The 14,144-nt window shown below is 67.9% G+C and carries 15 protein-coding genes and 2 tRNA genes; 8 read left to right on the top strand and 9 right to left on the bottom strand.

The features are described 5' to 3' along the window. Positions 1-22 precede the first annotated feature (22 nt). Positions 23-523, bottom strand: coding sequence for a PadR family transcriptional regulator (locus tag ACWGE0_RS10110; protein WP_030470382.1), 501 nt, complete (start codon positions 521-523; stop codon positions 23-25). 385 nt (positions 524-908) lie between these two features. Here ACWGE0_RS10110 and ACWGE0_RS10105 point away from each other — a divergent pair, with 385 nt between their 5' ends. Next, complete coding sequence (locus tag ACWGE0_RS10105; RefSeq protein WP_319970990.1) at positions 909-1,112, top strand: hypothetical protein; 204 nt, start codon at positions 909-911, stop codon at positions 1,110-1,112. Between the two features lie 60 nt (positions 1,113-1,172). Here ACWGE0_RS10105 and ACWGE0_RS10100 read toward each other — a convergent pair. The 3 genes from ACWGE0_RS10100 to ACWGE0_RS10090 all read right to left on the bottom strand — a co-directional run bounded on the left by ACWGE0_RS10100 (position 1,173) and on the right by ACWGE0_RS10090 (position 4,619). Further along, a tRNA-Met gene (locus tag ACWGE0_RS10100) sits at positions 1,173-1,246 on the bottom strand. 246 nt (positions 1,247-1,492) lie between these two features. After that, a tRNA-Met gene (locus ACWGE0_RS10095) sits at positions 1,493-1,566 on the bottom strand. Positions 1,567-1,619: 53 nt separating this feature from the next. Continuing rightward, entirely contained in the window at positions 1,620-4,619 is a 3,000-nt protein-coding gene (locus ACWGE0_RS10090; RefSeq protein ID WP_452260558.1) for a UPF0182 family protein, read from the bottom strand. Positions 4,620-4,713: 94 nt separating this feature from the next. Between ACWGE0_RS10090 and ACWGE0_RS10085 the strand changes: the two genes are divergently transcribed. Together ACWGE0_RS10085 and ACWGE0_RS10080 are read left to right on the top strand one after the other, a co-directional pair. Further along, positions 4,714-5,253, top strand: a complete 540-nt coding sequence (locus ACWGE0_RS10085; protein ID WP_452260557.1) for a PPA1309 family protein — start codon at positions 4,714-4,716, stop codon at positions 5,251-5,253. A 129-nt stretch (positions 5,254-5,382) separates the two neighbouring features. Then, complete coding sequence (locus ACWGE0_RS10080; RefSeq protein WP_452260556.1) at positions 5,383-5,859, top strand: hypothetical protein; 477 nt, start codon at positions 5,383-5,385, stop codon at positions 5,857-5,859. Positions 5,860-6,010: 151 nt separating this feature from the next. On the opposite strand, the gene ACWGE0_RS10075 is transcribed toward ACWGE0_RS10080, so the two are convergent. Further along, positions 6,011-7,090: a YlbL family protein gene (locus ACWGE0_RS10075; RefSeq protein ID WP_452260555.1), complete on the bottom strand. Its 1,080-nt coding sequence runs from the start codon at positions 7,088-7,090 to the stop codon at positions 6,011-6,013. A 44-nt stretch (positions 7,091-7,134) separates the two neighbouring features. Here ACWGE0_RS10075 and ACWGE0_RS10070 point away from each other — a divergent pair, with 44 nt between their 5' ends. After that, complete coding sequence (locus ACWGE0_RS10070) at positions 7,135-8,445, top strand: zinc-dependent metalloprotease (protein WP_452260554.1); 1,311 nt, start codon at positions 7,135-7,137, stop codon at positions 8,443-8,445. 68 nt (positions 8,446-8,513) lie between these two features. On the opposite strand, the gene ACWGE0_RS10065 is transcribed toward ACWGE0_RS10070, so the two are convergent. After that, entirely contained in the window at positions 8,514-9,041 is a 528-nt protein-coding gene (locus ACWGE0_RS10065) for a M48 metallopeptidase family protein (RefSeq protein ID WP_452260553.1), read from the bottom strand. 195 nt (positions 9,042-9,236) lie between these two features. On the opposite strand from ACWGE0_RS10065, the gene ACWGE0_RS10060 reads away from it, so the two are divergent. The 4 genes from ACWGE0_RS10060 (at position 9,237) to ACWGE0_RS10045 (ending at position 12,172) form a co-directional block, all read left to right on the top strand. Continuing rightward, complete coding sequence (locus ACWGE0_RS10060) at positions 9,237-9,392, top strand: DUF5679 domain-containing protein (RefSeq protein WP_166056119.1); 156 nt, start codon at positions 9,237-9,239, stop codon at positions 9,390-9,392. A gap of 137 nt (positions 9,393-9,529) precedes the next feature. After that, positions 9,530-10,237 (top strand): hypothetical protein, encoded by a 708-nt coding sequence (locus ACWGE0_RS10055; protein ID WP_452260552.1) that lies wholly within the window; start codon positions 9,530-9,532, stop codon positions 10,235-10,237. After that, positions 10,234-11,544: an ABC1 kinase family protein gene (locus ACWGE0_RS10050; RefSeq protein ID WP_452260551.1), complete on the top strand. Its 1,311-nt coding sequence runs from the start codon at positions 10,234-10,236 to the stop codon at positions 11,542-11,544. The genes ACWGE0_RS10055 and ACWGE0_RS10050 overlap by 4 nt, the downstream gene beginning before the upstream one ends. 85 nt (positions 11,545-11,629) lie before the next feature. Then, complete coding sequence (locus ACWGE0_RS10045) at positions 11,630-12,172, top strand: hypothetical protein (protein ID WP_452260550.1); 543 nt, start codon at positions 11,630-11,632, stop codon at positions 12,170-12,172. A gap of 295 nt (positions 12,173-12,467) precedes the next feature. Here the strand turns inward: ACWGE0_RS10045 and ACWGE0_RS10040 are convergent, their stop codons facing one another. From ACWGE0_RS10040 to ACWGE0_RS10030, 3 genes are all read right to left on the bottom strand, one after another. Continuing rightward, the gene (locus ACWGE0_RS10040) at positions 12,468-12,659 is read right to left on the bottom strand and encodes a hypothetical protein (RefSeq protein WP_452260549.1); all 192 of its coding nucleotides are present in this window, start codon (positions 12,657-12,659) and stop codon (positions 12,468-12,470) included. Beyond that, positions 12,656-13,477: a class I SAM-dependent methyltransferase gene (locus ACWGE0_RS10035; RefSeq protein ID WP_452260548.1), complete on the bottom strand. Its 822-nt coding sequence runs from the start codon at positions 13,475-13,477 to the stop codon at positions 12,656-12,658. The genes ACWGE0_RS10040 and ACWGE0_RS10035 overlap by 4 nt, the downstream gene beginning before the upstream one ends. A 334-nt stretch (positions 13,478-13,811) precedes the next feature. Further along, positions 13,812-14,135, bottom strand: coding sequence for a WhiB family transcriptional regulator (locus ACWGE0_RS10030; RefSeq protein WP_319970980.1), 324 nt, complete (start codon positions 14,133-14,135; stop codon positions 13,812-13,814). Positions 14,136-14,144: the final 9 nt, after the last annotated feature.

Below are 14,144 nucleotides of genomic sequence, written 5' to 3'. Positions count from 1 at the left end.
CGGTGCTTCGCTGGCGTCCCCTTTAAGCGGTGGGGATGGCGTCGAGCAGCTTGAGAACGGCCTTCGCGTGAGCGAGACCGAACTCGGCCACCGCCTTGGCGTAGGGGTCCTCCGCCGTCTTGGCCGCGCTCTTCGCGCTCTCCTGTTCCTGACCGTACGTCGAACGCGCGGTCGTGATCAGGGATTCGCGCTGCTTCGCGGTCAGCGAGCCGGCGTGCACCAGGCGCAGGATGAGCGGGCTGCGCAGGTGGTCCGGGCCGGGCTCGGACAGCAGCCAGTTCTTGAAGGCCTTCTTGCCCGCCGCGGTGAGCACGTACTGCTGGCTCGACCGCGGTCCTTGCTTGCCGAGGCGCAGCAGGCCTTGGTCAGCCAGCGCGGGCAGCTCGCGGTACACCTGGCTGCGGGTCACGCTGAAGAACGCGCCGAAGCGGTCTCCTGCCTCCGCCACCAACTGGCCACCGGTCTTGGGTCCGTCGTGCAGCAGCCCGAGCAGGGCGGCTGCGGTCGCATTCAGGTCTGACACAACGACAACGTTCCCACGTCTGGGGGAAGCTGTCCACAATGGTCAGCCGTTCTGTCCACAGTGGCTGATCACCGGGCTAGTCTGATGGGCCATGCGGAGCAACGAAAAGTCTCGCTGAGTAAGCGGCAGTTTGCCAGCCTCACGCGTTTGGCCGCTTGACCGTCTGTGTCCATCCCGGATGGAAAAACCCTTTCGCAGAAACGAAAGCCACCCGATCTCACTCGATCGGCGGTACGACTCTCACCGGCCGAAGCCACCCGAATGGACGGACGGGGCGGTTCGTCGCACGACCTGGTGATGTCCGCGCAGGACCCTTTCATCCGCCCCCGCAACCGGGAAAATGATCATTGCCAGGTGGCGGAGCGAGACACGGAGGTCGGGGACGTTGAAGAACATCAAGTGGCTGGACCACAAGAAGGTGGCCGCGCACACGGTGGCATGGATGACCGGCGGGATCCCGGAGCAGGCCGGCAAGGACGAGTGCATGGTCTGCGGCAAACAGATCCGCAAGCACCGCACCGTCAACGGCCAGGGCCGCATCTGCTCCAGCATGCTGTGCGCTCAGTACTGGGCGGAGAACATGACCTGAAAGACCCTGATGGAGAACAAGCAGAAGGCCGGAACCAATTGGTTCCGGCCTTCTGTCTAGTAGCGGGGACAGGATTTGAACCTGCGACCTCTGGGTTATGAGCCCAGCGAGCTACCGAGCTGCTCCACCCCGCGCCGCTGTCTTGCTGTTCTGTTGTCGTTCCGAGGAGAACTATACACCCTCTGGAAACCTACTTTTACCACCCCCCACTAACGCGATTTCCGCAGGTCACCGCCGTGCTAGCGCCTGACCACGCCTACTGGTCGACCTACGGGGGTCTGGGGGCTTGCCCCCAGGGTGGGGTTTGGGGGCTCCGCCCCCAATGTAAATGCGAAAAAGCCCTGTTCGCGATCTCCGCGAACAGGGCTCTCCCGGCTTTGTAGCGGGGACAGGATTTGAACCTGCGACCTCTGGGTTATGAGCCCAGCGAGCTACCGAGCTGCTCCACCCCGCGTCGGTATGAATAGAACCTTACGCGGGGCGGAGCGGGAAAAGCAAATCGAGAGGTCAGCCTGATGGTGTGGGGCTCGGCACAACCGACGACTGGCCCGTCGGCGGTGAAGCAGCGGTGTTGAACTGCTTGAAGCGGTTCGACGCGTCCTCCAGGCGCTGGTACGCCTGGCCGAGCGCGGCGAAGTCACCGCTCTGCTGAGCCCGCTTGATCTCCGCCAGCGCCGCGTCGATGTCGTTGATCGCCTTCTGCAGATCAGGACTCAACGTGCTGTTGGACGGCGGTGGCGTCGACGGTGACGTCGAGTTCTGGCCGTTGTTGGGTGGGTTGTTGCTCGGCGGCGGCACAACCGCACCGGTACCGCTCAACACCTGTTCCAGCGCCTCGCTCAACGTCGACGCGTACCCGACCCGGTCGCCGTACCAGACGAGGACCTTCGACAGCTGCGGATACGACGTGTTGTTGGCCGCGCGCTCGATGTAGACGGGTTCGACGTACAGCAGCGCACCACCCACGGGAAGTGTGAGCAGGTTGCCGTACACGACAGTCGTCTTCTGCTGTGCCAGCAGGTTGAGCTCACGGCTGACGTTGTCCGACGTGAGGAACTGCGTCTGGATCTGCTGCGGGCCCTTCGCGTCCTGGGTCAGCTGCAGCACGCTTATCTTCCCGTAGTTGTCCGGGTCGGACCCCACGGAGACATAAGCCGCCATGAATTCCCGGTTCTCACGCACCAGCGGGCTGGTCAGCTGGAACCGGACCTTGCTGGCGTCGGCCGGGTCACCGGCCAGCACGTAGAACGGCGGCTGGGCGTCCCTGCGTTTGGCCGCCGCGTCGCGCTGGGCGTCGGCCGAGGTCACGTTGTCGATCGTCGGGTCCTGCGCCGGCGCCCAGTAGGCGACACCGGAGTAGAAGTCCGACGGCGACGAGACGTGGTACTTCGACAGCATCTGCCGCTGCACCTTGAACAGGTCCTCGGGGTAGCGGAAGTGCTGGCGCAGCTCGTTGGAGATCTCGCTGTTCGGCTTCACCGTGTTCGGGAAGACGCCCATCCACGCCTTGAGGACCGGGTCCTTCTCGTCCATCGCGTACAGGCTCACCGTGCCGTCGTAGGCGTCCACAGTGGCCTTGACCGAGTTGCGGATGTAGTTGACGGACTTGTTGGCCTGCGAGATCACCACGCCGTCCGCGGTCAGCGAGTCGTTCGTCGCGTCACCCAGCGGCGTGCGCTGCGCGTACGGGTAGTTGTCGAGCGTGGTGTAGCCGTCGACGATCCACGTGATGCGGCCGTTCACGACGGCCGGGTACGGGTCGCTGTCGACGGTGAGCCACGGCGCGACGGCCTGCACGCGGTCCCGCGGCGCGCGCTTGAACAGGATCTTCGAGTCGTCCGCGATGGACTGGTTGAAGAGGATGTTCCGCTCGCCGTAGTAGGCCGCGAACGCCAGCTTGTTGAACAGGCTGCCGATCGGCACGCCGCCCGCACCGGTGTAGGTGTAGGACTTGGCGTCCGTGTCGTACTCGGCCGCCGAACCCTGCGGCCGGCCACCGACGATCGAGTAGTCCGCCTGGCCGAAGAGCTCGCCGTAGTACGTGCGGGGCTGCTCGACCTTGATGCCGTTCTCGGCGTTGCGGATCGTGCCGTCCGGCTGGACCTCACCGGCCTTGAACTCCGGATACCCGCCGTTCGTCTGGTCGGCGACGGCGTTGACCTTGTTCGCCTCGGCGTAGACGAAGCCGTTGCCGTGCGTGTAGATGAGGTGCTGGTTGATCCAGTCGCGCTGACCCTGCGGCAGGCTGTCGAGCTTGAGCTCGCGGACCGCCACGATGTAGTCGCGCAGCTTCCCGTCCACTGTGTACCGGTCGACGTCGAGCTTGTTCGGGAACCCGTAGAACGGCCGCAGCTGCTGGAACTGCGTGAACGTCCGCGCCAGCACGGCGGGGTCGAGCAGGCGGATGTTGCCCAGCGTCGCCGCGTCGTTGGTCTTGATCTGGTCGTTCGTGATGTTCTGCTTGCCCTCGTAGGGCTTTGTTTCGACCTTGTCCTCTGTCAGCCCGAACGATTGTCGCGTCGCCGCGATGTTGCGGGTGATCGACTCGGCTTCCTTCTGGATGGCGTTCGGCTTGACCGAGAACTGCTCCAGCACCGCGGGCCACGCCGCGCCGACGAGCACGCTCGACAGCACCAGCAGGACGGTCGCGATGGCGGGCAGCTGCACGTTGCGCATGAACGCGCCCGCGAAGAACGCGACCGCGCAGAACACCGCGATGCACAGCAGGATCAGCTTGGCCGGCAGCACCGCGTTGAGGTCGGTGTAGCTCGCGCCGACGAACTTCTCGTTCTCGTGCAGCAGCAGCTCGTACCGGTCGAAGAAGTACGCGACGGCCTTGAGCAGCACGAACGAGCCGGCGACCAGCGCCAGGTGCAGACGCGCGGGCCCGGACAGCTGGCCACCGCGACCGGCCAGCCGGATGCCGCCGAACAGGTAGTGCGCGATCACCGCGCCGATGAACGACACCGCGACCGTGATGAACAGCCACGACAGCAGCCACTCGTAGAACGGCAGCTTGAACGCGTAGAAGCCGATGTCGTGCCCGAACTGCGGATCGGTGACCCCGAACGGCTGGGCGTTGAGGAACAGCTGGATCTGCTGCCAGTCCTGCTGCGCCGACGCACCCGCGATCAACCCGACGAAAACGGGGATGCCGATCGCGAACAACCGCATCCGCCGCATCACGACCGTGCGGTAGCGCGCCACCGGGTCGTCCGGCCCGGAGACCGGCACGAACACCGGACGCGCCCGGTAGGCCAGGTAGAGGTTGAGCGCGACGATGCCGCCGACGACGACCCCGGCGGCCACGAACAGCCCCAGCCGGGTGAGCAGCACCGTGCTGTAGACGTCGCGGAATTTCACCTCGCCGAACCACAGCCAGTTCACGTAGGTGTCGAGCAGCCGCGATCCCGTGATGAGACCGAACAGGAGCACTACACCCACGATGAGCAGTATTCGGCTGCGCCGGGACAGTTTCGGCAGTCCGACCGGAGGCCGTGTGGCCACGAGGCACGCTCCTGGATCGCGGTAATTCGTTACGTACGTTTAGTCCAACTCTACGGACGACGCCCTGGGTTCCCGTGAAGCCCGCAGTCTTACGATGACACGCGTGTCAGCGAGTGAAACGCCAGCGGTCATCCTCCCGACGGTCGCCCGCGAGGTAGAGGAGTTCGTCGGGGCAGCAGGCTGGGAGCAGCCCCCGCAACTCTTCGCCCTAGTGGCCACCTCAGATCTGATCGACCAGCAACCGGAACTGCGGGACCAGCTGGATCCCGAAGCCTCCCCGCTGACCCCGATCGCCCAGGACGAGCTCTCGGGCGACCTGGGCGACGCGCTGGCGGGCATCGAGTGGCCCCCCGCCGTCACCGGCTGTGCCCTGGCCCAGGAGATCGTGGTGCTGCCCCCGGAGGCGGAGACCGAACTGAGCCACGGCGACCTGGACGACGAGGCAGCCCGCAAGTTCGCCGCCGAACACCCGGCCCGCCGCGAGGCGCGCCTGGTGGCAGCGGTCCTGCGCGACGGCTCCGTCTGCTGCGTGCTGCGGCTGCGAGGAACGGTCGAGGTGCCAGAGGAGGTCGTCGAGCACCCCGAGCTGGCGCCCAACCTCACCGACGCCCTGCTCGCCACGCTGCGGCCCTAGTCGTCACACCCCCAGGCTGACACAACCCCGGCGCTTGATCGCGCCGGGGTTGTGATGTCGTGCGTTCGCGCTGAGCGGACAGCGAATCTCGGTGGCGACGGCGCGAGGCGGTTGCCTACGGTCCTCGCCATGACCGTCGACCTCGTCGGGACCATGCAGGTCTCGATCTCGCTGCAGGAACTCGTCGCGGCGGGTCGCGAGACGTTGGGGCGGCTCCTGGGGATCGACGATCCGCCTGGCATCTCGGTCTACGTCGACCGGCACTACGCCGACGGAAATGTCGTGTTGATGGTGTTCGACCACTGCGGCAAAGAGGGCTACGACGGGCCGCAGAAGAGGGTCGACGCCACTTTCACCCCGGCCAGGACCTGCGCCGGGGTCGTGCTCGCGACCGCGCTGGCGCTGGCCGCGGCCGAACGGGGCGACGGCGAGTTCATCGACATCAACATCTGGATGCTGCTGCCGCCGGAGGACGAACCGGAGCGGGCGATCGAGCGGTCGAAGCTGCCGGACCGCGGACAGGACTTCGGCCAGCGGTGCGCGCGATACATGCGCCAGTTCACTCATCTGGAGGGGTGGCCGCCAGACCCGCACAGCACGGACTGACCGAACACGACCGTGCGGCGTGGCTGACCGAGCAGCGTTCGTGGACCGTACGGCGTTGCCTAACCATGCGGCGTCCGCTCGCCGGGCCGCAAACGCAAGCGGGGAGCTCCCACGCCCAGAACAGGCGTGAAAGCTCCCCGCGTGAGAGCCGTCAGCAGCTCGGCGTGTCCTTGTTCGCGTTCAGCGCCTCCAGCGACGACACCGCGTCCTTGAGGTTCTCGACCTTGATCAGCTTGAGGCCGTCCGGCGCCTGCTGCTTCGCGTCCTGGCAGTTGGCGGAGGGCACGAGGAACGCCGTCGCGCCGGCCTCCTTCGCGGCGACCATCTTGAAGGCGATGCCGCCGATGGGCTTCACCGTGCCGTCGCCGGTGATCTCGCCGGTGCCCGCGATGGCCTTGCCGCCGTTGAGCTCGCCCGGCGTCAGCTTGTCGACGATCGCCAGCGCGAAGATCAGGCCGGCCGAGGGGCCGCCGACGTCGGACAGGCTGATCTTGATTTTGAACGGCACGTCGGCGCGGTCCACCGGCGAGATGCCGATGAAGCCGGCGGGGCGGCCGTCGTCGCGGGTGCCGAGGGTGAGCTGGGTCGACTTCGAGGTGCCGTCCTTCTCGAAGGCCACCTCGATGCGGTCGCCGGGCTTGGTGTTCTCCAGCGCGCCGCTCACGTCGGCGGCGCTCTGCACCTGCTTGCCGTTGACCGAGATGATGCGGGCGCCGAGCGGGATGACGTTGTCCGCGGGGCTGCCCTTGGTGACCTGGTTCGCGATCACCATGCCCGGATACTGGAGGTAGTGCAGTGCGGCGACCTCGGCGGCGGTCTGCGACTCGCTGAACGCCAGCTCGTTGTTCTTCTGCACCTCCTCCTCCGACTCACCGGGCTTGAAGAACTCCTCGCGCGGCGCCAGCGCGTAGCGGCCGGACAGCCACAGGCCGAGCGCGCCGAACAGCGACACGTCGTCGGTGAGCGAGACCGTCGTCATGCGCAGGGACCCCTTGGTGGGGAAGGTGTCCTGGCCCTCCACCGATACGACGTCGGTGTCCTTGACCTTGCTGAGCACGTCGTAGGTCGGGCCGGGGCCCAGCGCGACGTACGGGACTCTGGCGAAACCGCCGAGCAGTCCGAGTGCCGCCACCACTAGGAAGCTGATGATCAGCGTCCACGTCCGGCGGGTCAGTCCGCGCTCCCTCGGCGGGGGCGCGGGTGGGGGTGCGGTCGTGACGGTTTCACTCACGGCTGAACAGCGTACGACCATGTGGATCCGCGTACGGTAGAGGCATGAGTGACGTGCCGTTCGGGTTCAGCCCGCACGACCCCGACGACAAGAGCGGGAAGCCGGGAGACAACCCGTTCGACTTCAGCCAGCTGGGCAACATGCTCAGTCAGCTGGGCTCCATGCTGAGCAACGCGGGGTCGTCGAGCGGGCCGGTGAACTACGACCTCGCCAAGCAGATCGCGTTCCAACAGCTGTCCTCGACCGCGACGACCATCGGGTTCGCCGCCGACCAGTCGAGCGCGGTCACCGACGCCGTGCATCTGGCCGAGATGTGGCTGGACCCGGTCACGTCGCTGCCCGCCGGCACCCGCACGACGCAGGCGTGGACGGCGCGCGACTGGATCGAGCGCACGATCCCCACCTGGCAGCGCCTGTGCGACCCGGTCGCACAGCGCATGTCCGGCGCGTGGGTCGAGGCGATGCCCGCCGAGGCGAAGCAGGCGGCCGGCCCGCTGCTCGCGATGCTCGGCCAGATGGGCGGCATGGCGTTCGGCTCGCAGCTGGGCAACGCCCTGGCGCAACTCGGCTCCGAGGTGCTCACCTCGACCGACGTCGGCCTGCCGCTCGGCCCCGAGGGCACCGCGGCTCTGCTGCCCGCGAACATCGAGAAGTTCACCGAGGGCCTGGAGCGCCCCGCCTCCGAGGTGATGGTCTTCCTCGCCGCGCGCGAGGCCGCCCACCAGCGACTTTTCACGCACGTGCCGTGGCTGCGGCAGCGCCTGCTCGACACCGTCGAGGAGTTCGCCAAGGGCATCAAGGTCGACACGTCGGCCCTGGAGCAGCTCGCCGGTCAGATCGACCCGTCGAACCCGGCCTCCATCGAGGAGGCCATGGGCTCCGGACTGCTCGAACCGCAGACCACGCCGGAGCAGAAGGCGGCGCTGAACCGCCTCGAGACGCTGCTGGCGCTGGTCGAGGGCTGGGTGGACGTCGTGGTCGACGCCGCCGTCTCCGAACGCCTGCCCGGTGCTCCCGCCCTGCGCGAGACGCTGCGCCGCCGCCGCGCCTCCGGCGGCCCGGCCGAGCAGACCTTCGCCACGCTCGTCGGCCTGGAGCTCCGGCCGCGCAAGCTGCGGGCGGCCTCCGCCCTGTGGAAGCTCATCGGCGACCAGCACGGCGTCGAGGTGCGCGACAGCGTGTGGGAGCACGCCGAGCTCGTCCCGACCGCGGAGGACCTGGACGACCCGCTGGAGTTCGCCGAACGCCTGACCAGCACCCGCAAGGCCCTCGACGACCCGATGGCCGAGCTGGAGCGCACCATGCGCGAGGACGGCGACAAGCCCGACGAGGGCAAGAAGCCCGACGAGAGCTGAGACCACCACCTCCAACGATTGCGAAGCGCCCGGCGAGCACACCCTCGCCGGGCGCTTCGCGTAGTTCGTCAGTCCTCAGTGATCCCCAGGCCTGCGGCGGCCGAGAGACCTTCCAGGTAGCCCATGGCCCGCTCGGTCTTCTGGTAGCGGTGAACCCACTCCCAGAAGTCCTTGCCGTGGCCTGGCACCAGCAGATGCGCGAGCTCGTGCACCAGCACGTAGTCGAGCACCCACGGCGGCACGTCACGCAGTCGCTCCGACACCCTGATGGTGCCCTCCGACGGCGTGCACGACGCCCAGCGCGTGCGCATGGGTGGGACCCAACGCACGCTGATCGGCTCGGCGAGTGAATCCAGGTACCGCGCCGACAGCTCGGCGCAGCGCGCCATCAGCGCCTCGTCCGACGTTCGCGCAGGGGACTTCCTGCGCGTCTCACTGCGCTGGAGGCGGCTCAACATCTCCGCCACCCAGTGCTTCTCTTCCCCCTTGGTCATCCGTGCCGGCAGAAGGACGACGACGGTGTCGCCCTCCCGGTACGCGCTGACCATGCGGCGGCGCCGGGGGCTCCGCCGCACCTCCACCCGCGGTTCGGCCATGGAGTCACCGTAAACGGCGGCACCGACAATTTTCCGCCCCCAACCGGCGGCAGCGGCGCACCCGGCGGGTGAAGTTCCACCGAACGGCGGCTGGACACGCGCGGAATCGACATGCGCCGATTCCTCGCCTCGCGGAGGTACGGTCGCGCCAAGGTCCCCGAGTGTGTCCGCACTCACAACTGCAAGGGAGGGGCTGTGGCCGAGACCTACAACGGCTACTGCGTCAAGTGTCGGGAGAAGCGCGACTTCGACGGCAAGGTCGAGGAAACCAACGGCCGGCGCATGGCGAAGGGCACCTGCCCTGTCTGCGGCACCAAGATGACGCGGATCCTCGGCAAGGCCAAGGTCTGACGTTTCCGCTGGCAGGGGGCCTCGCCCCCTGCCAGTCTTGCCGTGTGGACACAAGACCTCGCGTGCGAGCAGGACTCGCCGTGGTACGCAGAGCCCCCGGCGTCGTCCAGGTCGGCACCGACCCGAAACACGCCGTGGTGATCGACTCGCTGCCCGAGGCGCTGGTCGATGAACTGATCACCCTCGACGGCCGCCACACCGTCGCTGAACTGGGTGAAAGGCTGAAAAGCCGTGGCGAGGACCCCACCCAGTTGAGTGATGTTCTCGAATCGCTCGAGGAAGCCGGCCTGCTCGACAGCGGCCCGCTCGGGGCGGGTGGCACGGCCGCCGTCCACGGCGCCGGACACCTTGCTCTCTCAATTACTTCGCTTCTAGCTGAATCAAGCGTTCAGCTGGCGCACAACGCGGATCTGACCGTGCTGGCGGCGACGCTCGTCCCCGATCCGAACCTCGTGGGCACGCTGATGGCGTTCCGGACGCCCCATCTGGCCGTGCGCGTGCGTGAGGGCGTGGGCATCGTCGGGCCGCTCGTCCTGCCCGGCCGCTCCTCGTGCCTGAACTGCATGGACCTGCACCGGACCGACCAAGATCCGGCGTGGCCCGTCATCGCGGCCCAGCTCGTGGGCAAACCGGCGTCCACCGACGTGCTGTTCGCGTCGGGAACGGCGGCGCTGGCCGTGGCGCAGATCCTGGAGTCGTTGATCTACATCCGCGGCCGCGACCTGCCACCACCCGCCGTGCTGAACGCCACTGTCGAGCTGGACCTGATGGCGGGCGTTGCTGAGAGGCGTAGCTGGTATCCGCACCCGGACTGTCAGTGCTCCGCACATAACATGGCCGAGTGACCGAGATTCCGCGCAAGGCCGTGCAGCGCACCGCCAAGCTGGCGAGCCTCCCGCTCGGGGTGGCCGGCCGGGTTGTCGGTGGCTGGGGGAAGCGACTGACCGGACGCGCGGCCGACGAGGTCAACGCCGAGGTGACGGCCAAGACGGCGGAACAGGTCTTCGCGGTGCTCGGCCAGCTCAAGGGCGGCGCGATGAAGTTCGGCCAGGCGCTGAGCGTGTTCGAGGCGGCCGTGCCCGACGAGCTCGCGGCCCCGTACCGCGAGGCGCTGACCAAGCTGCAGACCGCGGCCCCGCCGATGCCCGCCCGCACCACGCACCGCGTCCTCGCTGAACAGCTGGGCGCGTCCTGGACGAAGCGCTTCAAGACGTTCGACGACGACCCGGCAGCGTCGGCGTCCATCGGCCAGGTGCACCGCGCCGTGTGGCACGACGGCCGCGACGTGGCGGTGAAGGTCCAGTACCCCGGTGCCGACGAGGCCCTGCGCGCCGACCTGAAGCAGCTGCTGAGGTTCTCCCGGCTGCTGCAGGCGATCATGCCCGGCACCGACGTGCGCCCGCTGCTGGAGGAGCTGCGCGACAGGTACCTGGAGGAGCTCGACTACCGCGACGAGGCCGCGAACCAGCGCACGTTCGCCAAGGCCTTCGAGAACGACCCGCACGTGGTGGTTCCCCGCGTCATCGCGTCCTCCCCCAAGGTCATGGTCACCGAGTGGACGTCCGGCGTCGGGCTGTCCCACATCATCCGCGAGGGCTCTGTCGCCGATCGCGACCTGGCAGGCCAGCTCCTGGCCGAGTTCCACTTCTCCGCTCCCTCGCGCTCGGGCCTGCTGCACGCCGACCCGCACCCCGGCAACTTCATGCTGGGCGACGACGGCCGCCTGCGCGTGCTCGACTTCGGCGCCGTGGCCCGCCTGCCCGACGGCCTGCCCAAGACGCTCGGCCTGATGACCAGGCTGGCCCTGGACGGCCGATCCGCGGACCTGGTCGAGCTCCTGCGCACCGAGAACTTCATCCGCGAGGGCATGTCCCTGCACGGCGAGGACGTGCTCGGCTACCTGGCCCCGTTCGTCGAGCCCCTGCGCACCGAGTCGTTCCACTTCACCCGCCGCTGGCTGCAATCGCAGGCGGAACGCGTGGGCGACCTGCGCAGCCCGGACTCACAAACGGGCCGCTCATTGAACCTGCCCCCGCAGTACCTGCTGATTCATCGCGTGACAATGGGCGCGACAGGCATTCTCTGCCAGCTCGACGCGCACGTCACCGCTCGCGAAATCGTCGCGCGGTGGCAGCCGGGATTCGACGACTAACTCGTCCGGGTGAACGTTGCCGGAGTTATCCACAGGTTGGTCTTCGACCCCCTTTGACAGTCGGCCCGTGCGCCACGATGAACACATGGCACACATCGCGACCACCGCTGACCTGCGCAAATCCGGCCTCTCCGCTCGGGAGATCCAGCGTCACTGCACGCCTGTCGGGCCCTGGCAACGGGTGCTTCCCGGCGTTGTTCTGCAGAAGCCCTCGCCGCCTACTCGACTGGATCGGCTTCGCGCGGTTCTCTCCTTTGCCGGGCCTGAATCGGTGATCACGGGAGCAGATGCGTTGACACGGCAAGGCGCCGTGTTGGCGCTCCCCCGGCACATTCACGTGCTCGCGGGAATGAACACGCGACGAGCACACCCGTCGATTCTCTTCGAACGCACGAACCGGCCGCCAGGCGTGGTTGAGCGTGACGGGCTGAGGCTCGCTTCGCCGGCGCGGGCCACGGTGGACATGGCTCGGCGGGAGGCGAATCCACGCGCGGTCGTGGAGATCCTCGACGCTGTGGTGGAGGCGGGGTTGTGCTCGGCGGGTGATCTGCGCGCGGAGTTGGAGCGAAGTAGCCGACGGGGAACGGCGCTGGTCAGACAGGCCTTACGCCACCTCTATCCGACCTGACCGGTCGTCGGCTGCCGATCCGCGCCAAGCCCGCACCCCAGCGCGGCCTCACCAACGTGACCTGACACCAACCTGACCAACGCCAATCCCGACGCGACCGACCCCCGCGCAAAAGGACCGCACACCGGCCGCCACACCACGCCCGGAGTTCAGCGCGACCTCACCGACCTGACCCGACACCAACCTGACCAACGCCAACCTCGGCGCGCCCGACCCCGCGACACAAGGACCCGCACACCGGCCACCGCACCACGCCCCAAGGTTCAGCGCGACCTCGTCGCCCCAACCAGCGGCATCAACGCCAGTACTCGTCCGGCAGCTTGCCCTCGATGTCCCGCACGTGGGTCTTCGAGCACACCTGACACAACCACCGGATCGACCCACCGGTCCGCTCAGACGACCAGGCCAGGAACTCCAGGTCGGAAACGGAGGCACGCAGCCGCCCGCATCTGTGGCACGCCGTCATCGACGCCGCACCAGCCGTCATCGGCGTCGTCCCAGGTGGACGGTGTCGGTTTCGAGCAGGAACACGTCCTCCCTGGCCCCGACGTACTCCGAGTCGGAGGGGTTCAGCAGCCGGCGCAGTGCGTCGCGGTCTGCCGGGTGCAGGTAGGACCCGGTGATCTCGGACAGCCAGGTGAGGCGGTCGACCGCCCATTCGCGGACGAGGTGCTTGGCCGGGGCCGGGTGGTCGACGAGGAAGCTGAAGGCACTGATCTCGCCGAGGCCCGCGTCGGCCAGGGCTACGTTCCAGCCGACCGGCAGGCGTGCGGAGCCGGTCATCTTCTCGCGCATCGACACGAACCAGTCGGCACGGGCGGCGGCCATGCGGTCCTGCAGGCCGGGTTCGCCGACGCCGAGGTCCCACGGCAGGAAGCGGGTTTCGAGGCCGCCTTCGGCCAGGGCCAGCCAGCCGCCTGGGGCCAGTGCTTCTACCAGGCGTTTTACCCCGCGCAACTGATCAGGGAGGTGGTGGATCACCCGCGAGCCCCAGATGAGCTCGACCGGGCCGGCGAAGGACAGCGGGTCTTCCGAGGCCAGGTCTGCCAGGACCGGCTTGATCGACACGGCGCCGTCCGCCTCGGTGCGCGCCGCGGTGCAGGCTGCGTCGAGGAGTTCGGGTGTGGCGTCTACCAGCACGAGGACGCCGCCGCCGTGTTCGCGCAGCGCCGAGGCCAGTTGCACGCTCATGGAGCCCGCGCCGCAGCCGACGTCCATCACGACTGGCGAGTCGGGCAGCAGGGAAACGAGTCTGCGGGCTACCGCGGACAGCGCTTCGGACTGCAGCGAGCCATATCGCCTCATCGCGTGGAGGCGAGCGGACCAGTCGATTCCGTCGTGGGTGTGGTGCGGCACAAACGGAACGGTACGGAGGAACGGCCGAGGCCGCCATCCACCTTCTCGTGGATGACGGCCTCAGCTCGAGACTGTCAGAGGTCGAAGCGAGCCGCTCTGCGTCCCGCCCATCGCGACAACCTGCGCCAACGTTGCGCTGCCGCGAGGCGGTTCGCCAGGCGTTGCTCTTCTGCGTACCTCTGGGCTTCTTGTATTCGTATTCGCACGAGTTCTTCATTCAGAGACATGGGAGTCAGGCCCTCGTTCAGGTAGGTGGGGATCGCGCTGTTGCTGGTCACGGTGTTCACGCGGCTGCCTCCGTCTTGTCAGCGGTGACAACTGCTGCGGCGTCCTTGCGCGGACGGCCACGAGGCCGCTTCCGCGCGATGACGACACCGCGCTCGAAGATCTCTCCACCCCAGACACCCCACGGCTCGTGACGGGCGAGCGCGCCGGCGAGGCACTCCGCCAGAACCGGGCAGGTCCCGCAGAAGGCCTTGGCCTTCTCGAGGTCCGCCGGAACGTCACCGAACCAGAGGTCGGGGTTGTGGGTGCGGCAGGGCAGGTCAAGCCCCTCCGCGAGGTCCGGAAGTGTCTCGCCGGTGAGCGGGACAGTCGCGGTCAACATCAGGGTTTT

The sequence above is a fragment of the Lentzea sp. NPDC054927 genome (genome assembly GCF_053610285.1).
This window is presented reverse-complemented; position numbering and strand designations above follow the sequence as displayed.